Source organism: Oceanobacillus indicireducens, assembly GCF_014647195.1.
Taxonomy (GTDB): Bacteria; Bacillota; Bacilli; order Bacillales; family Amphibacillaceae; genus Oceanobacillus; species Oceanobacillus indicireducens.
On the sequence record NZ_BMOS01000003.1, the window covers coordinates 25,982 to 50,829 of the forward strand.

Annotated in this window: 25 protein-coding genes; 9 read left to right on the forward strand and 16 right to left on the reverse strand. The window is 40.6% G+C overall.

Features of this window, described 5'->3' with window-relative positions:
- Window positions 1–173 precede the first annotated feature (173 nt).
- The 3 genes from IEX94_RS19600 to IEX94_RS02880 all read left to right on the forward strand — a co-directional run bounded on the left by IEX94_RS19600 (window position 174) and on the right by IEX94_RS02880 (window position 2,686).
- The gene (locus tag IEX94_RS19600) at window positions 174–281 is read left to right on the forward strand and encodes a hypothetical protein (protein ID WP_229782536.1); all 108 of its coding nucleotides are present in this window, start codon (window positions 174–176) and stop codon (window positions 279–281) included.
- Between the two features lie 269 nt (window positions 282–550).
- A complete protein-coding gene (locus IEX94_RS02875; RefSeq protein WP_188855939.1) occupies window positions 551–2,272 on the forward strand; it encodes a SulP family inorganic anion transporter in 1,722 nt (573 codons plus the stop codon).
- A 213-nt stretch (window positions 2,273–2,485) separates the two neighbouring features.
- Entirely contained in the window at window positions 2,486–2,686 is a 201-nt protein-coding gene (locus tag IEX94_RS02880; protein ID WP_156854769.1) for a cold-shock protein, read from the forward strand.
- 96 nt (window positions 2,687–2,782) lie between these two features.
- Here the strand turns inward: IEX94_RS02880 and IEX94_RS02885 are convergent, their stop codons facing one another.
- The gene (locus IEX94_RS02885; protein ID WP_156854771.1) at window positions 2,783–3,706 is read right to left on the reverse strand and encodes a manganese-dependent inorganic pyrophosphatase; all 924 of its coding nucleotides are present in this window, start codon (window positions 3,704–3,706) and stop codon (window positions 2,783–2,785) included.
- Window positions 3,707–3,925: 219 nt separating this feature from the next.
- On the opposite strand from IEX94_RS02885, the gene IEX94_RS02890 reads away from it, so the two are divergent.
- Window positions 3,926–4,384, forward strand: a complete 459-nt coding sequence (locus IEX94_RS02890) for a DinB family protein (RefSeq protein ID WP_156854773.1) — start codon at window positions 3,926–3,928, stop codon at window positions 4,382–4,384.
- Window positions 4,381–5,487 (forward strand): NAD(P)/FAD-dependent oxidoreductase, encoded by a 1,107-nt coding sequence (locus IEX94_RS02895; RefSeq protein ID WP_188855940.1) that lies wholly within the window; start codon window positions 4,381–4,383, stop codon window positions 5,485–5,487. Before IEX94_RS02890 ends, IEX94_RS02895 begins: the two co-directional genes overlap by 4 nt.
- A 170-nt stretch (window positions 5,488–5,657) precedes the next feature.
- Here the strand turns inward: IEX94_RS02895 and IEX94_RS02900 are convergent, their stop codons facing one another.
- Window positions 5,658–6,311 carry a YczE/YyaS/YitT family protein gene (locus IEX94_RS02900; protein ID WP_188855941.1) on the reverse strand — a complete coding sequence of 218 codons (654 nt, stop codon included), beginning with the start codon at window positions 6,309–6,311 and terminating at the stop codon, window positions 5,658–5,660.
- A gap of 327 nt (window positions 6,312–6,638) precedes the next feature.
- Here IEX94_RS02900 and IEX94_RS02905 point away from each other — a divergent pair, with 327 nt between their 5' ends.
- A complete protein-coding gene (locus IEX94_RS02905; protein ID WP_188855942.1) occupies window positions 6,639–7,190 on the forward strand; it encodes a cupin domain-containing protein in 552 nt (183 codons plus the stop codon).
- 55 nt (window positions 7,191–7,245) lie between these two features.
- Here IEX94_RS02905 and IEX94_RS02910 read toward each other — a convergent pair whose 3' ends face one another.
- The 3 genes from IEX94_RS02910 to IEX94_RS02920 all read right to left on the reverse strand — a co-directional run bounded on the left by IEX94_RS02910 (window position 7,246) and on the right by IEX94_RS02920 (window position 9,823).
- A complete protein-coding gene (locus IEX94_RS02910; RefSeq protein ID WP_188855943.1) occupies window positions 7,246–7,485 on the reverse strand; it encodes a DUF362 domain-containing protein in 240 nt (79 codons plus the stop codon).
- A 40-nt stretch (window positions 7,486–7,525) separates the two neighbouring features.
- Entirely contained in the window at window positions 7,526–8,551 is a 1,026-nt protein-coding gene (locus IEX94_RS02915; protein WP_188855944.1) for a nuclease-related domain-containing protein, read from the reverse strand.
- A gap of 150 nt (window positions 8,552–8,701) precedes the next feature.
- A complete protein-coding gene (locus tag IEX94_RS02920; RefSeq protein ID WP_188855945.1) occupies window positions 8,702–9,823 on the reverse strand; it encodes a response regulator in 1,122 nt (373 codons plus the stop codon).
- A gap of 156 nt (window positions 9,824–9,979) precedes the next feature.
- On the opposite strand from IEX94_RS02920, the gene ytaF reads away from it, so the two are divergent.
- Window positions 9,980–10,600: a sporulation membrane protein YtaF gene (gene ytaF / locus IEX94_RS02925; RefSeq protein WP_188856076.1), complete on the forward strand. Its 621-nt coding sequence runs from the start codon at window positions 9,980–9,982 to the stop codon at window positions 10,598–10,600.
- Window positions 10,601–10,725: 125 nt separating this feature from the next.
- Here ytaF and IEX94_RS02930 read toward each other — a convergent pair whose 3' ends face one another.
- The gene (locus tag IEX94_RS02930; RefSeq protein ID WP_188855946.1) at window positions 10,726–11,625 is read right to left on the reverse strand and encodes an AEC family transporter; all 900 of its coding nucleotides are present in this window, start codon (window positions 11,623–11,625) and stop codon (window positions 10,726–10,728) included.
- A gap of 164 nt (window positions 11,626–11,789) precedes the next feature.
- Between IEX94_RS02930 and IEX94_RS02935 the strand changes: the two genes are divergently transcribed.
- Window positions 11,790–12,641: a CvfB family protein gene (locus IEX94_RS02935; RefSeq protein ID WP_188855947.1), complete on the forward strand. Its 852-nt coding sequence runs from the start codon at window positions 11,790–11,792 to the stop codon at window positions 12,639–12,641.
- A gap of 67 nt (window positions 12,642–12,708) precedes the next feature.
- On the opposite strand, the gene IEX94_RS02940 is transcribed toward IEX94_RS02935, so the two are convergent.
- On the reverse strand, window positions 12,709–12,990 hold the full coding sequence (locus IEX94_RS02940) for a hypothetical protein (RefSeq protein ID WP_188855948.1): 282 nt from the start codon (window positions 12,988–12,990) through the stop codon (window positions 12,709–12,711).
- A 177-nt stretch (window positions 12,991–13,167) separates the two neighbouring features.
- Between IEX94_RS02940 and IEX94_RS02945 the strand changes: the two genes are divergently transcribed.
- Complete coding sequence (locus IEX94_RS02945; RefSeq protein WP_188855949.1) at window positions 13,168–13,953, forward strand: HAD family hydrolase; 786 nt, start codon at window positions 13,168–13,170, stop codon at window positions 13,951–13,953.
- 65 nt (window positions 13,954–14,018) lie between these two features.
- Here IEX94_RS02945 and IEX94_RS02950 read toward each other — a convergent pair whose 3' ends face one another.
- The 9 genes from IEX94_RS02950 to leuB form a co-directional block, all read right to left on the reverse strand.
- Complete coding sequence (locus IEX94_RS02950) at window positions 14,019–15,932, reverse strand: oligopeptide ABC transporter substrate-binding protein (RefSeq protein WP_188855950.1); 1,914 nt, start codon at window positions 15,930–15,932, stop codon at window positions 14,019–14,021.
- A gap of 132 nt (window positions 15,933–16,064) precedes the next feature.
- The gene (locus IEX94_RS02955; RefSeq protein ID WP_188855951.1) at window positions 16,065–16,964 is read right to left on the reverse strand and encodes an ABC transporter permease; all 900 of its coding nucleotides are present in this window, start codon (window positions 16,962–16,964) and stop codon (window positions 16,065–16,067) included.
- Between the two features lie 29 nt (window positions 16,965–16,993).
- Window positions 16,994–17,956: an oligopeptide ABC transporter permease gene (opp4B, locus tag IEX94_RS02960; RefSeq protein ID WP_188855952.1), complete on the reverse strand. Its 963-nt coding sequence runs from the start codon at window positions 17,954–17,956 to the stop codon at window positions 16,994–16,996.
- A 6-nt stretch (window positions 17,957–17,962) separates the two neighbouring features.
- Complete coding sequence (locus tag IEX94_RS02965; RefSeq protein WP_188855953.1) at window positions 17,963–18,895, reverse strand: ABC transporter ATP-binding protein; 933 nt, start codon at window positions 18,893–18,895, stop codon at window positions 17,963–17,965.
- The gene (locus tag IEX94_RS02970; RefSeq protein ID WP_188855954.1) at window positions 18,882–19,892 is read right to left on the reverse strand and encodes an ABC transporter ATP-binding protein; all 1,011 of its coding nucleotides are present in this window, start codon (window positions 19,890–19,892) and stop codon (window positions 18,882–18,884) included. Before IEX94_RS02970 ends, IEX94_RS02965 begins: the two co-directional genes overlap by 14 nt.
- 660 nt (window positions 19,893–20,552) lie before the next feature.
- On the reverse strand, window positions 20,553–21,587 hold the full coding sequence (gene ilvA / locus IEX94_RS02975; protein ID WP_229782537.1) for a threonine ammonia-lyase: 1,035 nt from the start codon (window positions 21,585–21,587) through the stop codon (window positions 20,553–20,555).
- 90 nt (window positions 21,588–21,677) lie between these two features.
- On the reverse strand, window positions 21,678–22,265 hold the full coding sequence (gene leuD / locus IEX94_RS02980) for a 3-isopropylmalate dehydratase small subunit (protein ID WP_188855955.1): 588 nt from the start codon (window positions 22,263–22,265) through the stop codon (window positions 21,678–21,680).
- 16 nt (window positions 22,266–22,281) lie between these two features.
- Entirely contained in the window at window positions 22,282–23,688 is a 1,407-nt protein-coding gene (gene leuC / locus IEX94_RS02985) for a 3-isopropylmalate dehydratase large subunit (protein WP_188855956.1), read from the reverse strand.
- A 24-nt stretch (window positions 23,689–23,712) separates the two neighbouring features.
- Entirely contained in the window at window positions 23,713–24,819 is a 1,107-nt protein-coding gene (leuB, locus tag IEX94_RS02990) for a 3-isopropylmalate dehydrogenase (RefSeq protein ID WP_188855957.1), read from the reverse strand.
- Window positions 24,820–24,848: the final 29 nt, after the last annotated feature.

Below are 24,848 nucleotides of genomic sequence, written 5' to 3' on the forward strand. Positions count from 1 at the left end.
GAACACTCGTGACTTCAGCCATGAGATGAATTGGTTTGGTTTTGACTTTTTCTCACTTTTTCTACGTCCTGTATACTAGTAAATAAAGTGAGGTGAATGTCGTGTTAAGACATAAAGCATATAAGTTTCGAATGTATCCAAATCAAGCTTAACAATTTTTAATTGCTAAAACAATGGGTTGTTCCAGATTTGTATATCATCACTTTCTTGTCCTTTGTAAGTGGAATAAGCTCAAAAAAGCTTATCCTACAACGCTTGTTCGGCTATGCTCCCAAAAATGAAACGGGAAGAAGCTAAATGAAGTCGGGCAGCATTGCCCTTCAATCTTTCATCAGAAACCTCGCTGATTCTTCCTCCCGTTTCTTTAAGAAACAAAACAACAAATCAAACTTCAAAAGTAAAAACAATCCGGCGTAAAGCTATACAACAAAAAACGTGAATCGCACATGAGAGGTTCAAATAATCATTCAATGAAAAATGCACTTATTTAAGTACTCCCCATCTTCTATGGTATCATAGTTAGTAGCATGAAATAGGAGCTGAAGTAAAATTGTTGAAAGACAATCGATTCAAAGGGTTAACTGCCAATGATATCAAGCAGGATGTGATTGCTGGTATTACAGTTGGCATCGTAGCAATCCCTCTTGGAATGGCATTTGCAATTGCGTCAGGAGTGAAACCGGAATATGGCTTGTATACGACGGTCATTGCGGGGATTCTTGTTGCATTGTTCGGGGGGTCAAGATACCAGATTGCCGGTCCAACAGGAGCCTTTATCCCTATCCTGCTTGCGATTGTTTTAGAATTCGGTTATGAGGATTTGCTGATTGCAGGATTTATGGCCGGAATCATCCTCTTGATTATGGGTTTTTTCAAGCTAGGGAATCTGATAAAATTTATTCCTCGTTCTGTCACGATTGGGTTTACTGCCGGAATTGCCGTCATCATATTTTCAGGACAGATTGAAAACTTCCTCGGTTTAGCAGGCATGGAGAAGAAAGAATATTTTCATGAAACAATGCTGCAGATTTTTGATAAGTTGCCGACGATGAATTGGTACAGTATTTTAATCGCCGTTCTTGGGGTTGTTATTCTTGTTTTCGTGCCTCGTATTTTCCCGCGTGTACCAGTATTGCTAGTAGCACTCATTATTCCAGCACTAGTTGCGTATATATTTTTCCCTGGAAAAGTTGATACGATTGGAACAGCTTTTGGAGGAATTTCGCAAAGCTTACCAAGCTTGCACATTCCGGAAATCACGTGGAATAAAATCATTAATCTCCTGCAACCGGCGTTTGTTATTGCGATGCTTGGCGGGATTGAGTCCTTACTATCTGCTGTTGTCGCCGATGGAATGACCGGTAAACGGCATAATTCGAATCGGGAGCTTGTCGGGCAAGGTCTTGCCAACGTCATCACACCTTTGTTTGGTGGGATACCGGCAACAGGTGCGATTGCCCGGACCGCGACAAATATTAATAGCGGTGCAGTCAGTCCATTATCCGGCGTGTTTCAGGGTGTATTTGTCTTGGCTACGATTCTTGCCTTTGCACCTTTCGCCTCCCATATTCCGCTTGCCAGTATGGCACCGATCCTTATGCGGGTTGCTCTTAATATGAGTGAATATAAATCGTTCGCCCATATTATTCGCTTGAGATCGAGTGACTCTTTAGTCTTAGCCGTTACGTTTTTGCTTACGGTATTCGTTAATTTGACGGTTGCAGTACAGTTCGGTTTACTGCTTGCAATGGTTTCCTTTGTGAAACGGATGAGTGAAGTGCTTGGTGTAGAGAAAGTCATTCCGAGTCATTTGAAAGATGAGCAGGCTTTAAAAGACGAGAAATTGACTGCCAAATGTCCACAGCTTGCATTTTTCACCATTGAAGGTCCATTGTTCTTTGGAGCGGCTGATAAATTTGAATCCACGATCACCCGCTCGATCAACCAGAAACCGGAAGTACTCATTTTGAAAATGAAGCATGTTTCCTATATAGATGCAACAGGCGGCAATAACTTCACTAGCCTTATCCGCGACTTCCGGAAAACCGGGGGGACTACTTTACTTGCAGAAGTCAATCCTGATGTGCTCGAAGCAATGAAGATAAGTGGATTATATGAAGAAATTGGTTCTGATCATATCTTCAATGACGCAAGCAAAGCAGTCGACTACGCACTGCATATCATCAACGTACCAAAATGTTCCCGCTGCGGTAAAAAAGGAGCAACCGCCTGTCAAGTCTTCCAAGAAAGCCAAAAACTCCAATCTTCATAGCGGGACACTGGGGTCAGAGCATTTGTTCCAATTTCGGTTTTTCGAAAAAAATTAAAATAAGTTTGCAATTAGTAAATAATAGTGCTATACTAACGGTAATTATTTTGGTTCGGTGATTATAAGGATAGAAAATAACACTGGTTGTTATCGTCTTGAATTGGCAACTTGAACAAAATAGTAATAAACGTGCAACATGCACATGGAGGTATTTTAATGAACACAGGTTCAGTAAAATGGTTTAACGCAGACAAAGGTTTCGGTTTTATCGAAGTTGAAGGTGGAGACGATGTATTCGTACATTTCTCAGCAATTCAAGGCGAAGGATTCAAAACTTTAGAAGAAGGTCAATCTGTTTCTTTCGATATTGAAGAAGGTAACCGTGGACCACAAGCAGCAAACGTTGTTAAATTATAAGACGCGCTAAAAAAAGCCTTTCCGAATTTCGGGAAGGCTTTTTTTATGTTTCATTTTTGTTTTAAGTGGGACAAAACCTCTGACCCCACTGTCCCATTACTTCGTGTATTCATCTGTTAATGTGGTGACGATTTGTTTCTTACGAGAGACGACACCTCTTAGTAAGGCACGGTTATTTTCGAGGTTCACGTTGAATCCGGTTGCGACATTCGCTTGTCCGTTTCCAAGTGCAAGAACTTCTGAATCATTATTTAAAATATCCGTTACGACGAATAAGAAAAGATCGAGATTTTTCTCCTCAATGATGTTATTGATTTCAGCCTCAATCTCACCTTGTTTTTCATAAATTGCATTTAAATCAACCGTGTTAATCTGGGCGATTTCAACTTTCGAATCCCCCATTGTAAATTCTTTTGCATCCATTGTAAGCAGATCAACAATCGATTTATCACTTAAGTCCGCTCCAGCCTTCAACATGTTCAAGCCATAAGTTTCTAGATTCACTTCCGCAATCTCAGCTAATTCTCTTGCAGCGGCTACATCTTCCTCTGTACATGTCGGTGATTTAAGCAGTAGCGAATCTGAAATGATTGCTGACAGTAGTAAACCTGCCATTTCTTTAGAAAGTTCCACATTATTTTCTTTGTACATTTTATTTAGAATCGTTGCCGTACACCCAACTGGTTCAGCGCGGAAATAAAGCGGCTCTTTCGTTTCGAAGTTAGCAACGCGGTGGTGGTCTACCACTTCTACAATTTTCGCATGTTCAATGTTGTCTGCACTTTGCTGGAACTCATTATGGTCGACTAATACGACTTCTGCACCATCCTCTAGCCTTTCTAGTAATGCTGGTGCATCCACTTTGAAAAACTCAAGTGCATACTCGGTTTCTTTACTCACTTCTCCTAATCTGCGGGCTTCCACATTTTCACCAAGTTTTCCTTTTAAATCTGCATAAACCAGTGCCGAGCAAATCGTATCGGTATCTGGATTTTTATGTCCAAAAACTAATTTCGCCATGACGTCTTCTCCTTTATATACGTATTCATTATGTAATTTCGATTGAAATCTAATCAAATTCTATCACACGAATCTCCCTCTTTCAATTATCGGCAAATAGGAGCTTAACGAAATTTAACTAATCCCAGCACAATATTTTACATTTTATTTGTGAAGGGCTAAACTAGGTTAAGAGTACGTACAACGTGAAGAACTTATTTTTTATAAGGAGGATGCACAATGTCAAGAAAACAATTCAACTTGGCAAGAACTGCTTTAATTAATTTTATGGATCATATAAACGAGGAAACGGCAGACGTTCAGGCAAAACCGTTCAACAATACATTACGCTGGCACATCGGCCATGTTCTCACCTTTTCTGAAAAATTGTTATTCCGCTATCCGAAGAAATCAGACAACATTCCGCAAAATTATGCGGATCTATTTGGTCCAGGTACAAAACCAAGTGACTGGACAGAAGCAGCCCCAACATTAGAAGAATTGAAGAAACATTTACTAGACCAGCAGGAGCGCGTAAATAATTTCGATGACCTGTTCTGGAAAACAAATGTAACCTTTAAAGTACCATTCGGCAGTATTGAAACATTTGGTGACTTGCTCATCATGCTCGGTCATCATGAAACGGAGCATCTTGGAAAAATGAAAGCCATGCTTCAAGTTGTGAATGCGGAAGTATGACGAAGAAAATAATTATAATCGGAGGCGGTATCGCCGGTGCAAGCTCTGCCTATTACCTTTCTAAAGAAGGGGTAGACGTAACGCTTATAGACCGCGCCGATACTGGACAGGCAACCGATGCCGCAGCAGGAATCATTTGCCCCTGGCTTGCCCAGCGCAGGAATAAAGCATGGTATAGGCTTGTGAGGATGGCTGCGAAAATGTATCCAGATTTAATTAAAGAACTGGAAGCGGCCGGCGAAACCGATACCGGTTATAAACAGGTCGGTGCCTTAAGCCTTCACAATGATGAGAAAAAATTGCACGCAACAATCAAGCGCGTATCGAAGCGCCGGGAAGAAGCCCCCGAAATTGGAGCGATCGAACTGCTCGATGAAGCTGCTGCAAAAGAGAAATTCCCGCTTCTGAACGACGGATATCATGCCATATTTGTCAGTGGTGCTGCCCGAGTAGATGGTCGTAAATTAAGAGATGCATTGATCCGCCGCGCGAGGAAAAATGGCATGAAACTCATTCAAGGAAACGCTGAGCTTTTAGTAGAAGGAACGCGCGTCCGCGGTGTCCATGTGAACGGTGAAAAGCTAGCCGCTGATCAAGTAATTGCAACAACAGGAGCCTGGATGAATGAACTACTGGAACCTTTTGGGGTACAAGGATTATATGTAAGGCCGCAAAAAGCACAAATCCTACATCTCCATTACGACAAATTGGAAACAGGTAATCTACCAGTCATTAAGCCACCAACGAATCAGTATTTACTGAGCTTTGACGATCATCGCTTCGTCATGGGCGCTACTACTGAAAGCAAGGTAGGTTATAATACAGATGTGACTGCAGCTGGAATCTATGAGATTTTAACGAAAGGCTTAGAAGTTGCCCCCGCTTTAAAGGATAGTGCAATTATTGAAGCACGGGTTGGTTTTAGACCAATGACAGAAGGGTCACTTCCAGTAATTGGTTCATTACAAGGACTAGACGGTCTACTCTATGCAAATGGTCTCGGTGCTTCCGGACTTACTGCCGGTCCCCTGATGGGCCAGCAACTTGCAAAACTTGCCCTTGGGGAAGAACCCGATCTAAACTTGGAAGATTATCACCTATAGAAAAATGTGGGTCGCTGAAAAGTTGGCCCACATTTTTTATTTGACAGATAAATACTGGACAATTTGACTGCTCTCTCAAGCGAACGGAATCCCCACTCATCAATCGCGTTTAAAGGCAGTTAAACATTTTCCCATCTTCCAGTAAGATTTGTCTTGAGCATACGACGAAATCAGCTCAATTCTTTCTTTACAGGGACTTGAGCTTCCCTATCTAATTTCCCTTCGATCTTTTTAATCAATGACTTAAAAAAGAGGTAAGATTGCTGGAATATTGGGCTTTGGATAAATGTGAACAGGAAAGTGAAGATAAACACCGGACCACCTACAACAATACCAAGTACAAGAATGAGCGTCTCGACGATAATTCGCACCCGACTGATTGAGATTCCCGTTTTATCCGACAATGAAAGCATAAAGCCGTCCCTCGGACCAGAACCAACTCCACCAGCATTATACATACCTCCACCGAAACCCATCACAACAATTCCGGCTAAAATAATCAGAATGTCTATCCAGCGATTCGTAGCTACGGGTAGAAAATCCAGCCACATATAAAAGTCTACAAATAATCCAACGAGAAAAGCATTAAAAAACGTTCCTAACCGGATATACCCCCGGTCCATTATGAGGGTAATCAGGATCAGTAATCCGGAAACGATAATCGCCCATGAACCGATCGATAAGCCAAAATGATGGAAAAATGCAACATTCAGAACATCCCACGGGTGGATCCCAAGATGCTGCACATTAATCGTTAATGTAATTCCCATACTGAATATCATAACTCCGACAAGGAAAAAAGCCCACCGAATCGTCTGTTTCAAGACCTAATCCCCCTTTTCCGATTATACCTTTGCACATACTATACCATATTCAGACTATCTTTCGGATTGCTTTTTATTCTGGCCCCCTTCACGCAAAGTTTTTATCACGTATTAACGGTCTGTAATACCCCCTCATCTAAACAGGAGGGAAAACCAATATGTGAAGGATGGGGATAAACAGTCCGTAAATACCTGATTCTGTTCAACTAACATTCAGTGGGGAGGTAAGGATACCCCACTGAATGAGTTTCACTTTTATCGAAAAACAAAATAGGCACTGCCTGCATAGGATAACAAGAAAAGTATAATTGAAAGGAAATGATAGAAATGTACCATGGTTACTATCCATACCCCTACTATCCTCAAGGCTACTATCCATACCCTTACCCTTATGAACAACCGGTTTATCCGGATATGAACGAAGACAGGGATTATTATCCGTTACCTGAAGAGGATATGGAAAGGCAGGGAGACCAAGGTGGGCAGCCGTATGTATTTAATATTGAACATGCAACCGAGCGGAACCGGGCATTCCGGCGGGCAATTTGGACTGGTACTCATCTCCAGCTCACCCTGATGCGGATTATGCCGGGAGAAGACATTGGGCTTGAAATTCACCCAGATACTGACCAGTTTTTACGAATAGAAGATGGACGCGGAGTTGTGCAAATGGGGCCCCAGCAGAATCAATTAACATTCGAACGGCGGGTTCGTGAGGATGACGCAATTTTAGTTCCAGCCGGTACATGGCATAACATTATAAATACAGGAAGAAAGCCTCTACTCCTTTATTCCATTTATGCACCTCCAGAGCACCCAAAAGGAACGGTGCATCAGACAAAGGAAATAGCGATGCAGGAGCACCGGGAAGAAGAATAAATCCCCCTTATATGAAACAGCCGTATGCTCTTTACCTTGCATACGGCTTGTCTAATTATCGATTTGCGAAAAATTCTTCTGCGCGCTGGAGGAATACTTCCTGATCTGGTGATAGATCGTATTCTTCCTCAATCGCATCAACTGGGCACACCGCTTTACAAGCTGCACAGTCAATACATACATCAGGATCTATATAAAACTGATCGGGACCTTCTTCAATACAGTCAACCGGACATACGCTTACACACTCTGCAGCTTTTTCCGACTGACATGCTTCTAGAATAACAAAAGCCATTTATTTTCTACCTCCTTAATAGCTATAGTCTCTCTTCTATTTATGATAGAACTTTATTTAATGAATGTAAATAAAATCGATTGATTGCAAGGATGAATTTTGAGTAGCTAAGTACCCACAATGGATAAACCTCTCTATGCATTCGGCCGGAAACAAATCTATCAAACATAGTGAGTCCATTTTTTTGTCCCAACCGATTTAAAATTTGTTGATAATACTCTGTAAATGATGTTCTTAGGTACAAGCTCTCCACACCAGTGAAAGATCGGTGTGTTGTTAGCCTTTCATTTGGAAACAATAGTTGAAATTCGCTGATCGAACGCAGCACGGCTGTTGTCACAGATTCCTTATAACCACAAACTCCGCATACACAAGTTCTTTTTACTAATCTCATCGATAAGCCTTCACAGGCTGCACAAGTTATTCTTTTATTCAATTCGGCATATTCCACCTCAGGTAATTTCTGAAATGGTGATTCTTTTTTTGCAAGTTCCACTAACCGGGAAGCTAATCTTCTTTCAGTAGCCGTCACATTCCCAGCCTCGCGCATAAGAAATGAGACATGCCTTTCAATCTGATTAGGAAAAATAGCAGGGATATCGAGTGGGGATTGATAAAGAAAGAATGTCGGATGGACGAAGACAACGTAGGATTCAATGGGAGTATTCGAACCGATACTTAAAAGCATTTGCCGCAGAATTGATTCAGCTCGACTTAATTGGTGAAACGGATTGATTATTTCCTGGCGGGGCTTCTTATAAAACTTATCATTATCAAAATAATAATCCCCTTCAAAGTTCTTTACTTCATATAAAAAAATTTTACTTCGCGTGATTAACAAACAATCCACCTGGAAAGTTGTTTGATTGTACTCAAGAAGCAAGTCCGTTAGAATAATAGAATCATTCTTTAATTTCCCTATGAATTGAGAAAATAACAACTCACCTTCAAAGCCTCGTTGAAGGTTGAAATAATATCTCTTTTCCTTACTCGTGAATCTTTTCCTTTTACTTAAAGTTTCCAAGAACTGTAATTCCTTTGGTTTTCTAACAATTGCAGTACTCATTTTTCATCTCCTTCTTATTAAAAATAACTTATATCTATGTCTAATTATATTGCATGTTTTATTATTCTGTCTATTGAAATCAACCTCTCCAACACGTAGGCAATCATTAGAAAAATAAGAGACTGATTTGAGTCAGTCTCTCTTTACTTATTATTTCATCATGTCCACATACCATGCGATAATATGGTCGCTTGGTTTTGCATCAAAATGGGTGCGCCATACTTTATGTAAAGTCGTATATTGCTGCATCATCGCTGCAAAATCACCCTTTTTCCCGTATAATTTCATTAATTCAAAATGCGCTTTTTCAATGGTCGGATCGTGTTCAATCATATAATGATACCACCGGATCGCTTCGTTCACTTTACCCTGATTATAATAAAATGTGGCTATGTTATTTGATGTATGTAACCAGAGTCGTTCATACCTGTACCGCTCCGCCTCGAGCCAAGTATAATCATAATTTGCAAGATACGTACCGGCATACCTTTCCATTACCCGCTCATAATCTGCTACCGTATCCGTCGTGAGTTTTGGCAGGGCTTTAACTGCTTTAAGCCATTCCACAAAATCAATCTCTACCCGATTCAATTCAAGCAAATAACCGTACGAATGATTGCGCAGATCAATATGCTCCTGATAAGGACTAAGCTGTTTACGGATATTGTAGATTGTCGTATAGAGTAAAGAATGCGCTTTCTCTAATTCATAGTCTTCCCACAGCAATTCAATAATTGCCGACTTTTCAATAACAACGTCATGATTTTGTAGTAAAAAAATAAATAATTCTTGGGTCTTAGCCGTGCGCCATGGTAGGGGTTTAAATACATCAGGCTCTGTTTCAAATGCAAGGGAAGGGGTCGTCCTGATTCGCAGGCTTTGCGAACGGGATATAGGCTTTTTTTGCCGTGGCTGAAGTTGTTTTTTAATGCGGTTGACGGTAAGCTCTAACCGTGCAAATTTTAGTGGTTTGACAATATAGTCGGTTGCATTCAATTCAAATGCATTGACGGCATAGGCTTCATATGCAGTAACAAATACAAGGATAACATCTGGTAGTTTTTCCAAGACCCTCTCGGCTATTTCCATACCATTCAGTGGTGTCATATCAATATCTAGAAAAATAACATCCGGTTCTTCGCGTAAAATAAACTTTTTCCCTTCCAGTGGGTTAATGAATGAACCGATTACTTCCACTTCTGCTATTTTTGCTAACTGCCGTTCCAGGAAACTTAAGGCTAGCTGTTCATCATCAATACAAACAACACGCATGTCGATCCCCCCTATATTACTGGTTATATTTTACCATATTTATCATCGGAAAAGGGAAAACGTTGCTAATTGTCAGAATCCCGTCATAAAGCTTTCTCCGCACATCGCTCCTCTTTTTTCATACAATACTTTAGATATGAAAAAGGAATGGATGCGATGCTTTATTATACTGGTTTATTTTTATTAATTATTGCAGTAAGTCTTGATGGACTTGGGGTTGGCATAAGCTATGGCATTCAGAAAACCCGCGTCCCGATGTTTGCAATATCGATTATTATGCTTTGTTCAGGGGTTACCGTTTTTGCCGCGATGTCAATTGGTGAAGGATTAAAAGTTATCATTCCACCAACTATTTCAGAAAATATTGGGGCACTAATACTAATTTCCCTAGGTATTTTTACCTTGTACAATATAATCCGGAAAAATAAAACAAAACAAGAAGAAACCCAAAATAATTCGATGCTTACAAATGTAAAAAAAGTGTTTCGTTCACCTAAGCAAGCTGACTTGGACCGTTCCGGAACAATTTCAAAGCCAGAAGCAATCCTTCTTGGCATGGCGCTCTCACTCGATGCTTTCGGGGCAGGGTTTGCAGCAAGTCTGCTGCACTATTCGGCACTCCTTACTGCTGGGCTCGTCGCAATGATGAGCGGGATTTTTCTCATCGTCGGATTAAAGATCGGATTGCTTCTATCGAAATACGAAGACATCCAATTCTTCACCCTACTCCCATCCCTCCTCTTAATTGGCATTGGGTTATTCAATTTAATAACATGAAATCTAAAAAGCTAGGATTTTCTTATTCAAAAGAATCCTAGCTTTTATTAATACATAAGAGAATTAACTTAAGATACACTATAACTGGAATTACTAGCAGCCACATCCGGTTCCTGCACCTGTTTTTACAATTGCAATAAATTCAATACGACGGAAATAGAGATGACACTGACGACCGTCGCTATAAAGGTCATGCTTGAAACGAGTTCTGGTTCACTATCGAACTCAATCGCATACATCGTCGTCGTTGCTGCAGTTGGCATTGCGGAAATAATGATTAACACTACCCCGACAAGTGGATCGATATGAAACAGTTTCACGAACAGATAAGTAATAACTGGTGCCCCGACCATTTTCAGCGTTACACTGGAAGCAATTACTTGCCAATTCAAACGTAAAGAGGTCATAGATCCAAGCTGCATGCCAAGCACAACCATCATCACAGGGATTGACGCCTCCCCGACCATCGAGAGCATGGAATGGATCGATTCCGAGATTGGTACCTTCAGATATTGAAAGGCAACACCAAGTATTGCTGCATATGTAGTTGGCATTTTCATCACATTAAGAAATGCCGTCTTCACCCCGTCCCTTCCCCGAGAAGCATAATAGATCCCGAAAAAGTTATTCATCAACCCTTGAATAACCATAATGAATACGGCATATGGAAGGGCAACCGTTCCCACACTAAAGAGAACAACCGGCAACCCGTAGTTTCCCGAATTCATAAATCCTGTCGCAAGGATTGCTGCACTTTCTGTTTTATCTGGCCATTTGAATATTTTACCTAAAATTTTATTTAACATAACCATGATTCCAAATAAGACGAGCATATAAATAATAATTACTAAATAACCACTGTCAAAATCCGTATCATACAATGTAATAAAAACAAGCGCCGGTGACAAAATATAAATCGTCACTGCCGAAACAGAACGCACACTCATCGGGCGTAATCGCTGCAGGATAAAGCCTGATAAAAAGACTAGCATAATTGGGATAATAACTTGAATAAATAAAGCCAAAACTCATCGCTCCAGTATTTTTTAGTCACCTCCGTCTATTTTACCACAGTATAGGATAGGATGAATCTCTTCTGCTTTTTTCTGTACTATGATACGATGAGAAAAACAGCTAAAATAGATGTTCAAAAAGGATGAACAAAAGCTTAAAGAAAGAAGTGTGAAAGATGCATCTTCCATTAGGTAATCATATAACGATGACCGTACTCAGGAAAATTGAAACCGGCTATGTGCTTGTAAAGGATGATAAAGAAGCCCTTCTTCATCACAATGAGACAGATAGAGAATTAGAAGAAAACGAAGAAGTAGAAGTATTCCTTTATCGTGATAAAAAGGGAAACATTACAGCAACAACTGCACTGCCAACCGTAACGACTATTAATTATGGCTGGGCAGAAGTTGTCGAGGTCGTCCCAAGGCTTGGCGTCTTTATCAATATCGGAATCGCTAAAGAGATACTCATTTCAAATGATGACCTTCCTAAATTTCGCTCGGTTTGGCCAAAGACAGGAGACAAGCTTTTTGTCCGTCTTGACTTAGATTATAAAAATCGTCTCATTGGCCTTCTCGCTACAGGAAATGTTATCGCTGAATATTATGAAGCAGCACCAGAACATTTATTAAATAAAACGGTATCCGGGAGAGTTTATTACTCGAGTAGAGAAGGCTCCGAAGTCTTCACAGAAGATAATTATCGTGGGTTTATCCATCACACGGAACGTAAAACAGAACCACGATTAGGAGAACTCGTAACTGGTCGGGTCATCGATGTAAAAGAAGATGGTACGATAAACATCTCCCTTCGTCCAGTGAAGAAAGAGAGCATCCCACTTGATGCAGAAGATATTTTAGAGCATCTTGAAGCAAGCGGTGGCGTTATTCCATTCAGCGATAAGAGTAATCCTGAAGAAATCCGCGCAACATTCAATATAAGCAAAGCTGCATTTAAACGCGCACTAGGGAAGTTAATGAAAGAAGGAAAGATTGAACAACGGGACGGGAAAACATTTTTACTTTAAAATAAAAAACATAAAACATTTCTTCGATGAAATGTTTTATGTTTTTTGCTTTTACATTGTTAACTTTTTATGCTTCAACGTTCTGATATGCATCAAGGATTGATGTAATCATGAAGCTGACTGCTGCTGCGAATAAGGATGCAATTCCCCAGCCTCCAAATCCTGCACCAAGCAGATCAACTTTTGGAGCTACTGAAGCAATTGCTAATAGTAGCAAACCTACGATAACAAAGAAGAAACTTAAATAATAGCAGGCCTGTGAACTTTTGTTTGCTCGCAGAATAACAGCGTTAACGACAAGGGTTAATACTGTAAGAATAATTCCTGCTAAAATAACTGTTTGTACCATGCTTTCACCCCATATATTGATATAGTTCTTATTATAGACTATATCCAAAGAGAATTAAAGTCAATTCATTAGAATGACGAAATTTCATATGAAATATTATCCTTCCGTTAAGATGCATGGAAGTGAAACTAAATATGGTATAATAAGATAGGAATATGGGGAATAAAGGAGAATAACATGAGATATAAAGCAGTATTTCTAGATATTGACGGCACTATATTAATGCCGGACCATACCTACTCTTCCTCTACCGTAGAAGCAATCAAGCAGTTGCAAGCGCAAAATATACATACATTCATTGCAACTGGGCGCCCACTACATGAAATTAAGGGACTGACGGAAGAGCTGAATATTACGAACCTAATTGGCTATAACGGGGCATATGGGATTGTTCAAGGAAAAGAAATTGTAAACGAACCATTCGCACCGGAAATAGTAGAGCGTTTCAGAAAAACAGCCGAAGAGAAAAAGAATGAAATGGTCCTCTATGCGAATGGCGAGAACTATTTCACGGCCATCGATGATCCGTTCGCACAAGGATTTATTAAAACTTTTGAAATGAAAATAAATGTGGAGCTAGTAGCCCCTAAATATGACAACATTTTGGGAATGACATTGATAAAACTCAAAGAGTCAGAAGTCGATACATATCAATCGGATAAAAACATCCACCTCTCTCAAGTGAACGTTCCTGGTATGCAGCATGCTTACGATGTCATTCGTACAAATGTAAATAAAGGAAAAGCAATTAAGCAAGTTCTTGACCATTTGGGAATCGATAAAGAAGAAACAATTGCTTTTGGAGACGGGATGAATGATAAAGAAATGTTTTCAACCGTGGGGACTAGCTTTGCAATGGGGAATGCCGACCCTGAGCTCTTCCAATACGCAACACACCGGACGACTACGGTGAGCGACTCCGGAATATTTAACGGCTTAAAACAGTTAGATCTTGTTGGGTAATTTTAAAAAAGTTCCGAGTCTGATTGATACTCGGAACTTTTTTATTGTTGCTATATTTCCTGTTATTAAGGCAATACAGGATCTTCCTGAGTTACAGCAATTTCATGTCGTATAAATGGATTAATATGTGGCTCAATGTTGTAATTAAGCACACGGTTATTAACAGGAACTAGCTCCGCACGGTAATTCGTCGGGAATACTGGAATCTCTTCCACCATCAATTCTTGCCATTCGCTGTAGACCTCAAAGCGGTAATCATCATCAAGCGCCTCAGCAGAGACCCCTTCTTCTAGTAGACGGGTGTTCTCGTCACTTTCATAACGAGGGAAGTTAAATAATTCCTCCGGTCCATATAGACCTGTCGGGTCAACGTCAGAACCTACTCCCCAGGCTCCTTGATAGATGTCGATTTCAGGATCGTCTTCACCGTTTTGCCCTACACGGTCATAGAATGCGTTGAACTCTTGTAAGCGCCCATCAAGTAATTCCACTTTAATTCCAATATCATTCCAAGCTTGGATGTAATAGTTAACGATTGGCTCAGCTACGTCACTACCTTCCATGGAAGCAAAGTTGAGTACTAACTCTTCCCCGTCCGGAGTTTCACGTATGCCATCACCATCCACATCTTCGTAGCCAGCTTCATCTAAAATACGATTTGCTTCGTCTGGGTCATAGGTTGGTGTCTCAATAGACGGGTCATGGAACAGACCATGTGATGGTGGAATAAGTGTCGTTGCATTCCAACGTAATCCATTATAGAAGCGTTCACCAATAGCATCATTATCCACTGCATACCACATTGCACGACGTAATTCTACATCTGCCACTTTTGAATCTGGATCCATCTTGACACGGTTGTTTTCCGCATCCCATGAACCTAATTTAAATCCAATATACGTGTAGGATAGATCGATTTGACCTAAGAATTCCACGTTTGTTAACTGATCATGCACGTCAACATATTGGTCTGCTGGGAAGCTATCAACTAAGTCGATTTCTCCTTTTTCGAGTGCTTCAGCTGCCGTTTGTGGACTAACTACTTTTAATGTCACACCATCAAGTTTCGGTGCACCTCGCCAGTAGTCCTCATTCGCTGTATAAGTTACAGACTCTCCAGGAACAACAGACTCGACTTTAAACGGTCCGATTCCGATTGGATTCACACGAACTGCATCCGATTCAGACATTTCTGCCACTGGAATTTCTTCAAAAATATGCTTCGGTAAAGCATATTCCCAAATACCGCTAGCCATTAAGGAAGGTGTTGCGTGTGTAAATGTGATTTCTAATGTCTTATCATCAATAATATTCAGACCTTCAATTGTACCTGCTTCAGCTGCATATGTTGTTTCCGCTTCTGCTTCTGCATCGCGATATTCTCTAGCACCGACTACGTTCGTAATGTTACCAAAACGAACCCCATCATAATCTGGGTGACCAATTACTTCAAAGGCAAATACCCAGTCTTCTGCAGTTAGAGGCTCGCCGTCATGCCAGTAAACATCATCACGGATTGTGAATGTGAATACGTCACCCTCTTCGTTTGTTTCAAACGTGGCAACACCGTCGTTTGTATAGTAGAAATTCTCATCCACTGTGAGTAACGGCTCATCAAACCATTTAATAACCTGAACATCAGGGTCTCCTGAATAGAAGTTATAGTTAAGCGTTCCTTCAAATACGGATGACGATACTAAACCAAAGTTCAGCGTACCACCTTCGATAGCTTCCCCTTCATTTGTTTTTTCTGTAGCGAAATCATCGATAGAGAAAACGTCGTCTCCGCCTTCAGCAGAATCGTCACCTTCATCTTCTGCGCCTTCTTCATCATCCGTTTCCCCTTCGGTAGTATCTGTATCAGAACCAGTACCTGTATCGCCCGATTCATCATCAGAATCTCCGCTACAAGCCGCCAGTACTAAGAGTAATAGTAACATCATAGCTACTAGCCATTTACTAAAGCTTGCCTTCTTCATCCTTTTAACCTCCCCTTTAATTCCTTTTATTTTTTTGCTGTCCATCCCATTGGCGCGGACAGCTTATACTCAACACCAATACAAGGATTGATATTGATGTAAGTAATGAAATAAATAAAGACTTTTTAAAAACTATCCTCTTCTTTGCCTTGAGTCGGCTGCACGTCTTAATGCTTCGCCAACGTTTCTAACCGCTAGCATGAGCATCAGAATCAAGATTGCCGCAGGGATCCAAATCCACCATCTTGATTCAAGCGTTTGCGGGTTCGTTGCATAACTTAAGAGTGTACCTAAACTCGGCGTACTTTCAGGTAAACCAAATCCTAAGAAGGACAATCCGGATTCAATCCCAATATTCGCAGCCAAATTAAGCGTCATCGTTACGACGATAAGTGAAGTGATATTCGGCATCACTTCTTTGAATATGATTTTAAAATGCGATGAACCGAGAGTTCTCGATGCCTGTACATAATCAAGTTCTTTTTCCTGCAAAGCTTTTGACCGGATCAACCTGGCGATTCCCATCCATAAAAATACTGTCATAATCAGTGAGAATGTGACCGTATTATACTTCGGAACAAGCGAAACAAATACAATGACGATCATCAAGAAGGGAAGGACATTGAAAAAATCCAAAATACGCATCATCGCGTTATCAATATGTCCACCGAAATAACCGGAAACGAGACCAAAGACAATTCCGATAATTCCACTCATTAACGTAACTAGAAAACCAATCGTCAGGGAATTTCGAGTCCCGATGATAAGTTGCCCAAATACATCACGCCCGCCATAATCTGTTCCTAATATAAACTCATCATTCGGCGGTTGGTGGATCGCGAACAAATCGACTTTTACAATTTCATCCTGATCCAGGATAATTGAAATTCCGTAAACAGTAGCTGTAACTAGTACTAAAAATATTAACGATATGAATGCTAGTTTATCTCTAAATATCTCGCGCCAGAGTATCCGGAGTGCAGTAGGGTTCTCCGCCTTTGCTGCCTCCATCTGAACATTTTTTATTTCCATTTTATATTCACCTCAGAGTTGTTCGACTTCTATTTTATGCGAATACGCGGGTCAACAATACTTAAAATAATATCCGATAATAGGGTACCTAAGATCTGCGCAATACCAAATAATAAGACTAGTGCAGTTACTACACTATAATCACGCATATTAATGGACTCTAAAAACAGTAGACCCATACCAGGATAACCGAATATCTGTTCAATAAATACCGTTCCTACAATAAGAGTCGTAATCTCCCAGCCGATGAAAGCTGCAATCGGCAGTAATGAATTTCTAAAAATATGCCTATTATAGACCCGGGATTCAGAAGCCCCTTTCGCTCTTGCGGTAATAATAAAATCTTTTTGCTTCGTATCAACTATTTCACTTCTTAAATATTGAACAGTTGATACTGTTTGAATTAATGCCATGGAAAGTGCTGGCAACATGACGTGTTTTAATTTGCTAATCCAATAATCGAGAGTACCTGGCACCATACCGGGCCCAACACTTCCACTTGTTGGAAACCACCCTAATTGATAACCGAAGATAAATAACATGACAAGTCCGAATATGAATAATGGTGTTGCAAAGCCAACATACGTGTACCCGGTTATGGCTTGGTCCAGCAATGTATCATTATAGCGACCGCTCGTGATTCCTAAAGGTATAGCTATGAGGTATGTAAATATTAATGTAACAATTCCAAGTAGTAGCGTATTTTCCATCCGTTGTGAAATGAGTTCTGACACATCCATTTTAAAACGGAAGGACTGGCCTAAATCTCCTTGCACTAAGCCACTAACCCAATTTGCATATTTAATATGCCATGGATCATTTAATCCCATTCTTTCACGCTGCTCTTGAATGGTTGATTGATCCACGTTCGGATCTAGCATTCCAGTTAATGCATCACCAGGCATAAACTGTGACATTAAGAAGATTAATATACTTAGTAATACAATTTGCGGGAATGTGATTAATAGTCTTCTAACGATAAATTTCCACATATCGAATCAACCTCTCTCCGGTAATGCGACTCTATGGGTTGCAGAGATGTTCTGTAAGTTATACGCTAACCCTTCCGCATCGAAGTAGTCATCGAATGAGTTTTCGTACTCTCTCTTTACTTCTTGACGAAATGCGTATTGTGCATCCCTGTTACGCGGATTAATATCCGGAATTGCCGCAATGAGCCGCTTCGTGTAAATATGCTGCGGATTTTCAAATATATCTTCACGTGTACCTTGCTCAACGTAGCGCCCCCTATACATGATTGCGATTTCATCACACATGTGCTCGACGACACCTAAGTCATGGCTAATAAATAAATACGTTAAATCAAGTTCTTTTTGAATATCCTGCATAAAGTTCAACACCTGTGCTTGTACGGATACATCAAGTGCAGAAACCGGTTCATCTGCAATAATCAGCTTCGGTTTTAAAGCGATTGCCCGTGCAACTCCGATCCGCTGTCTTTGTCCACCAGAGAATTGGTGTGGGAATTTCCATATACTTTCCGGGTTCAACCCTACTAATTCTAATAATTCATATACTCGTTGCTTTTCTTCATTTTTTGTTAACTTTTCATAGTTTCGTAGTGGTTCTGCAATAATATCGCGTACTCTTTTACGCGGATTCAATGATGAATACGGATCTTGGAAAATCATCTGAATATCTTTTCTCATATCTTTTGTTTTACTTTCTCGTGAGGTGATATCTTCTCCTTCGAAAAGGATTTTGCCGGCTGTGATGTTCTCTAATCCAACAATTGCTCTTCCAGTCGTCGATTTACCTGAACCAGATTCACCTACAAGCCCATATGTCTTACCTTGCTCGATCGAGAAGGAGACATCATCGACGGCTTTGATATGCCCGATTGTACGATTGAATATTCCACCTTTAATCGGGAAATGTACTTTTAATCCGCTAACATCAAGTATCGCCATGTGTGATTTCCTCCTTACCTTTTTCTGGGAAGTAGAAATAACTGTGACAGGTGCAGCGGACGAAATGCCCTGGTGTCACTTCATGTAACAACGGGTTTTCTTCATGAACAGATTCATCAATCCATGGAATCCGTGCAGCAAAGCGACAGCCTGTTCGAGGTAAGTGTTGTAAGCCTGGTACAATTCCTTGAATGACGTGAAGTCTGTCTTGCCCTTCAGTTGGTACCGAATTAAGTAATGATCTTGTATATGGGTGTAAAGGGTTTTCAAATAATGTATGTACATCAGCGATTTCCACAATTTGACCTGCATACATGACAGCAACTCGGTCTGCCATTTCTGCAACAACACCGAGGTCATGGGTAATTAAGATAATTCCCGCGTCCATTTCATCCCGCAATTCCCGAATCAAATCGAGTATTTGCGCTTGAATGGTCACATCGAGCGCTGTTGTCGGCTCGTCAGCTATAAGTAATTGCGGTTTGTTCGCAATCGCAATAGCGATGATGACACGTTGCCTCATTCCACCCGAAAGCTCATGTGGGTATTGCTGGTAGACGTATTCCGGTCCTGTAATTCCTACTAAATCCAATAATTCAATCACGCGATCATAGCGTTCTTGTTTTGACATTTTCGGTCGATGGAGAATGAGCGTTTCATTGATTTGTGCACCAATTTCCATTAATGGATTAAGCGCAGTTAACGGGTCTTGGAATATCATTGAAAGTTTATCCCCGCGAAGCTTATTCAAATCACTTGTTGACGCTTTTGCCAAATCAATTCCTTCCAGTTTTATTTTTCCTTCAATCTTTGCACGATTATGTAATCTCATTATAGAAAATGCCAGTGCGCTCTTTCCCGAACCGGATTCACCAACAATTCCTAAAACTTCATTTCTATTAACGGTTAATGACACATCATCCACTGCAGCATAGTATTCATCGCCGATTTGGAATGAAGTGGTTAGATTTTCTATTTCCAGTAGTTTTCTGCTCAAATTTATCCCCTCTTACGTAGCAAATTTCTAATGAATAGATGTCCTTCTAAGGGCTTTTCAATCACACGTAATATCATAAAGTTCAGACAATTTTGATTTAGTTGTATATTATTTTATCATTTTTAACAATTTTTGCAACTATTTTTCATTCCTTCTGAATCATCATTCAGCTGATACAAGAAAAAGAGTTCATTCTTTGCTTTTGTTACATAATATTAGCACCCCTGTAACTTCCGTAATGGTAGTGAAAAATTATAGTAATGTGATTATAATGGAATTGTTTGAAAAAAGCAATATTATAAAATCAATTTAATTCCAGTATTTTTCCAAAACTCTGCAACCAAAGATAAAAAGCCTTGCTAGGATAACCTTTCTTATCACTCCGTGTAAATATGGGAAAATTTATTTCTTTACTAAAAACTTTGGGAATTACGCTCTGATCCTAGATAACGAATGTTCTTTTCAATTGTTTCTTTCCTTTTTATGTATTTCATTTCCAACCGAAATACATCTGTAATAACCATTTCCTACTATAGTAATAGTACAGTTAAACCTTCATTCAGCCTAAATAAAAATAAATCCGAACAATTATCTCGATCATTGGAAAATGATACTTCGAATTGTTCGGATTTGCGTAATATATATTTTTTTCACTTCATGTTAATAAGCCATTTGTTCCTTTTTCCTTACTTCAACGGGAAAAAAACCTTCTGCCAGATCTTGGATTTCGGCCATTCGTTTAATATCGAAGTTCCCGCCGCTTACAATGACACCGGTGTGCCTGCTCGGAATCTCTTTATGATAAGCGAATAATCCAGCTAATGCAGTCGCTCCCGCACCTTCCGTAAGGGTTTTATTCCGTTCTAGCATAAATAGAATACTGGCAGCAATCTGTTCATCGGTAACTGTAACAACATCATCAACATAATCTCGAATGATCGGAAATGTTGATTTTCCAGGTTCTTTTACAGCGATTCCGTCTGCAAGCGTGTTTACCTCGGTCGAATGCCGCATCTGTTTCGAATGGTAGCTTTGATACATTGCATCTGCCCCGCTTGCTTGGACACCGATTACTTGGATATTACGGTTGATGTGTTTACAGGCAACTGCAATTCCAGCAATGAGACCGCCCCCGCCAATTGGTACAAAGACAGTGTCAATCCGATCTTCTTGCCGCAGCAGTTCCATAGCAATCGTTCCTTGTCCTGTCATCACATCATAATCATCAAAGGGATGAACATATACACTGCCGCTTTCCTTTTCATATTCCATCGATGCTTGATAAGCCTCCTGGAAACTCTCACCTGTAAGTACAACATCTGCTCCGTAATTTCTTGTTGCATGTACTTTGGCAAGCGGTGTTCCTTCAGGCATGAAAATCTTTGCATTGGCGCCGAGCTTTCTTGCTGCATAGGCAACTCCCTGTGCATGATTACCAGCTGAAGCGGTTATTACACCTCTTTGCAATTCTTCTTTCGTCAGTTGCATGAGCTTGAATGTTGCCCCGCGAAACTTAAAGGCACCTGTCTTTTGCTGATTTTCCATCTTGCAATACACTTTTCTGCCAACCATATCATCAATTGTATGCGAGGTAAGCAATGGTGTCCGATGTACGATTGGTGCCAACCGCTTCCATGCTTGATAAATTTTCTCACCAGTTAATAAATCCCCTACTAAATCCCCAAAGAAAGCCACACTCCTTATTATTAGTTTCCTTCTATATACATTTACAATCTTCCATATTTCTTTCGTTACTACTCTATTTTTTCCAATTCTATCTCTTGATTAAGCTTGGGCACCATTTTCAAACTCTGAAATCTTTTCTTCCATTAATAAAGTTAGAGCTATGTCATCCCAGCCATTGATTAGCTTTTCTTTATGATAGGCTGGAATTTCAAATCCAACAACTTTCCCGGCTTCATCTGTAATCGTCTGATTTGGCAAATCCACACTCAACTTCAATTCGCCATCTTCCGACTGATTTTGCCACTCTTTTATTTGCGCTTCATCCAACTTGATAAGGATGATTCCATTCTTCAGCGCATTATTGTAGAATATATCAGCAAAGCTTGGAGCGATGATCACTTTGAAACCATAATCTTCAAGTGCCCATGGTGCGTGTTCTCTTGAAGAACCACAACCGAAGTTCTCTCCGGCAAGTAAGATAGATGCTCCTTCATATTTCGGATCATTCATACTAAAATCTTCTTTTAAGCTTCCATCTTCGTTAAAACGCCAATTATAAAAGAGGAATTGACCAAAGCCTGTTCGTTCAATCCGCTTTAAAAATTGCTTTGGGATTATTTGATCGGTGTCAATATTGGCGCGGTTTAGTGGGTAAACCAATCCTTCATGCTGTTCAATTGCTTCCATTATAATATCTCCCTTCCTATAGCGCTACACCTGCAAAATGACGGACATCGACAAAACGACCTTCAATAGCAGCTGCTGCAGCCATCTCCGGACTAACAAGGTGCGTTCGCGCGCCGTTCCCCTGCCTTCCTTCAAAGTTACGATTGGAAGTGGATGCACAACGACCACCGACCGGTACGATATCATCGTTCATTCCTAGACACATACTACAACCAGAGTCACGCCATTCAAAACCTGCCTCTTTGAATATTTTGTCAATACCCTCTTTTTCAGCTTGAAGCTTAACACTGAAGGATCCTGGAACAACAATTGCTTTAATCGTGTCTTTTACTTGTTTCCCTTCTACAATCGCTGCTGCTTTCTTCAAATCGCTAAGCCGCGAGTTTGTACAAGAACCAATAAAGACATGATCGATTTCAATCGAGGTAATCGGCTGATTTTCTTCAAGTCCCATATATTCTAGCGCACGTTCTACCTCGTACGGGTTATCCGATTCCGCAACACGTGGGGTTGCACCACTAACTGGAACCCCCATTCCTGGGTTTGTTCCCCAAGTGACCTGTGGTTCAACTTCTGCTGCATTGATGGTAACCGTATGATCGTAAACTGCTCCTTCGTCGGTTGCTAAGGCAAGCCATTCCTCACTTATTCTATCAAACTCTTCATCTTTCGGAACATACTCTCTGCCTCTTAAGAATTCAACAGTTGTCTCATCCGGACTGATTAAACCAGCTCTCGCACCACCTTCAATTGACATATTACAAATCGTCATCCGCTCTTCCATAGATAGTTTACGTATTGCCTCACCAGTATATTCCATTACATAACCTGTACCGAAGCGGACACCAAATTTTGCGATAATCGCTAAAATAAGGTCCTTTGCTGTAACACCTGGTCCAAGGTCGCCTTCAACTTTTACATTCAATGTTTTCGGGCGGTCTTGCCAGATTGTTTGTGTTGCAAGAACATGTTCCACTTCACTTGTACCAATTCCGAAAGCAAGTGCTCCAAAAGCACCGTGCGTAGATGTATGACTGTCCCCGCAGACAATTGTTTTACCTGGCTGCGTTAGACCAAGTTGTGGACCGATGACATGCACAATTCCCTGATCCGGGTGAAACATATCCGCAAGCTTGATTCCGAAATCCTCGCAATTCTTGCGTAGTGTTTCCATTTGTTTACGGGAGATTTCATCTTTCACGACATCCCGGTTTTTTGTTGGTACGTTATGGTCCATCGTCGCGTAGGTTAAATCCGGTCTACGGACCTTGCGATTTGCAAGGCGCAGACCTTCAAAAGCTTGAGGAGATGTTACCTCGTGCACTAAATGCTGGTCAATATATAAAAGATCAGGCTTCCCTTCTTCTCGATGAACGACATGCTGTTCCCAAACTTTTTCAATAATTGTTTTCGGCTTTCCCATCTTCCTCACCTCTTACATTTTTCTTTATACATACATATAACAAATATCGTCTGAAATACTTCGTGCAGATAGACTGCCTATTACAACATCCGTCATTTCCTTCGTTGAAACTAAAGTTCCATCTTTCACGTCCAGATCTGCTGTATGATAGCCTTGCTCTAAAGCTTCATTCACCGCTTGTTCCATTGCATTTGCTTCCACTTCAAGTCCGAATGAATCTCTTAGCATAAAGCTTGCAGACAGAATCATTCCTAATGGATTAGCAATCCCTTTACCAGCAATATCAGGTGCAGAACCATGGATTGGTTCATATAACCCTAATCCATCTTCCCTGACACTTGCTGATGGCAACATACCTAATGAACCGGTAATAACAGATGCTTCATCGCTTAAGATATCGCCAAATAAATTTTCCGTCACAATCGTGTCAAAGGAGGCTGGGTTTGTGATTAACTTCATGGCTGCGGCATCGACAAGTACATGCTCTACCGTCACTTCCGGATATTTTTTTGCCTTTTCTTCTACAATTTCTCGCCACATTCTACTGGATTCAAGCACATTGGCTTTATCAACAGATGTCAGATGCTTTCTGCGAGACAGTGCTGTTTCGAAGCCTTTTTCAATAATTCGCTCCATTTCGTAGCGTTCATAGCTTAGAGTATCTACTACAGAATTCCCGTTATCCCGGCGTTCGCTTGGTTTTCCGAAATATAATCCCCCGGTCAGCTCACGGATTATGACAATATCGCTTGCTGCCACAATCTCCTCTTTTAATGGTGAGGCATGAATTAACGCAGGGATTAATTTAATCGGGCGTAAGTTTGCAAATAATCCCAAGCTCTTACGGATTTTGAGCAGCCCCTGTTCAGGTCGCTGATACACCGGATGGTTTTCCCATTTTGGACCACCTACCGCACCGAGTAATATTGCATCGCCTTCTTCAGCAGCTTTCAATGTCTCTTCCGGGAGGGGCTCACCATAGGCGTCAACTGCATTTCCACCAATGGCATGTTCATGAAATATAAAGTCATGATTGAACTCTTCAGCAATGACTTGTAATACTTCTTTCGCACTCTCCATAATTTCTGGGCCGATACCGTCACCTGAAAGCAAAGTAATTTGTTTTTTCATGATTGGTTCCCCTTCCTGTAGTTTACATA

Excerpts from the sequence above, each read along its gene's own strand:
- IEX94_RS19600 (WP_229782536.1), top strand. The coding sequence starts at position 174 with ATGGGTTGTTCCAGATTTGTATATCATCACTTTCTTGTCCTTTGTAAG.
- IEX94_RS02880 (WP_156854769.1), top strand. The coding sequence starts at position 2,486 with ATGAACACAGGTTCAGTAAAATGGTTTAACGCAGACAAAGGTTTCGGT.
- IEX94_RS02885 (WP_156854771.1), bottom strand. The coding sequence starts at position 3,706 with ATGGCGAAATTAGTTTTTGGACATAAAAATCCAGATACCGATACGATT.
- IEX94_RS02890 (WP_156854773.1), top strand. The coding sequence starts at position 3,926 with ATGTCAAGAAAACAATTCAACTTGGCAAGAACTGCTTTAATTAATTTT.
- IEX94_RS02895 (WP_188855940.1), top strand. The coding sequence starts at position 4,381 with ATGACGAAGAAAATAATTATAATCGGAGGCGGTATCGCCGGTGCAAGC.
- IEX94_RS02905 (WP_188855942.1), top strand. The coding sequence starts at position 6,639 with ATGTACCATGGTTACTATCCATACCCCTACTATCCTCAAGGCTACTAT.
- IEX94_RS02910 (WP_188855943.1), bottom strand. The coding sequence starts at position 7,485 with ATGGCTTTTGTTATTCTAGAAGCATGTCAGTCGGAAAAAGCTGCAGAG.
- IEX94_RS02915 (WP_188855944.1), bottom strand. The coding sequence starts at position 8,551 with ATGAGTACTGCAATTGTTAGAAAACCAAAGGAATTACAGTTCTTGGAA.
- IEX94_RS02920 (WP_188855945.1), bottom strand. The coding sequence starts at position 9,823 with ATGCGTGTTGTTTGTATTGATGATGAACAGCTAGCCTTAAGTTTCCTG.
- ytaF (WP_188856076.1), top strand. The coding sequence starts at position 9,980 with ATGCTTTATTATACTGGTTTATTTTTATTAATTATTGCAGTAAGTCTT.
- IEX94_RS02935 (WP_188855947.1), top strand. The coding sequence starts at position 11,790 with ATGCATCTTCCATTAGGTAATCATATAACGATGACCGTACTCAGGAAA.
- IEX94_RS02940 (WP_188855948.1), bottom strand. The coding sequence starts at position 12,990 with ATGGTACAAACAGTTATTTTAGCAGGAATTATTCTTACAGTATTAACC.
- IEX94_RS02945 (WP_188855949.1), top strand. The coding sequence starts at position 13,168 with ATGAGATATAAAGCAGTATTTCTAGATATTGACGGCACTATATTAATG.
- IEX94_RS02950 (WP_188855950.1), bottom strand. The coding sequence starts at position 15,932 with ATGAAGAAGGCAAGCTTTAGTAAATGGCTAGTAGCTATGATGTTACTA.
- IEX94_RS02955 (WP_188855951.1), bottom strand. The coding sequence starts at position 16,964 with ATGGAAATAAAAAATGTTCAGATGGAGGCAGCAAAGGCGGAGAACCCT.
- opp4B (WP_188855952.1), bottom strand. The coding sequence starts at position 17,956 with ATGTGGAAATTTATCGTTAGAAGACTATTAATCACATTCCCGCAAATT.
- IEX94_RS02965 (WP_188855953.1), bottom strand. The coding sequence starts at position 18,895 with ATGGCGATACTTGATGTTAGCGGATTAAAAGTACATTTCCCGATTAAA.
- leuD (WP_188855955.1), bottom strand. The coding sequence starts at position 22,265 with ATGGAAGCAATTGAACAGCATGAAGGATTGGTTTACCCACTAAACCGC.
- leuC (WP_188855956.1), bottom strand. The coding sequence starts at position 23,688 with ATGGGAAAGCCGAAAACAATTATTGAAAAAGTTTGGGAACAGCATGTC.
- leuB (WP_188855957.1), bottom strand. The coding sequence starts at position 24,819 with ATGAAAAAACAAATTACTTTGCTTTCAGGTGACGGTATCGGCCCAGAA.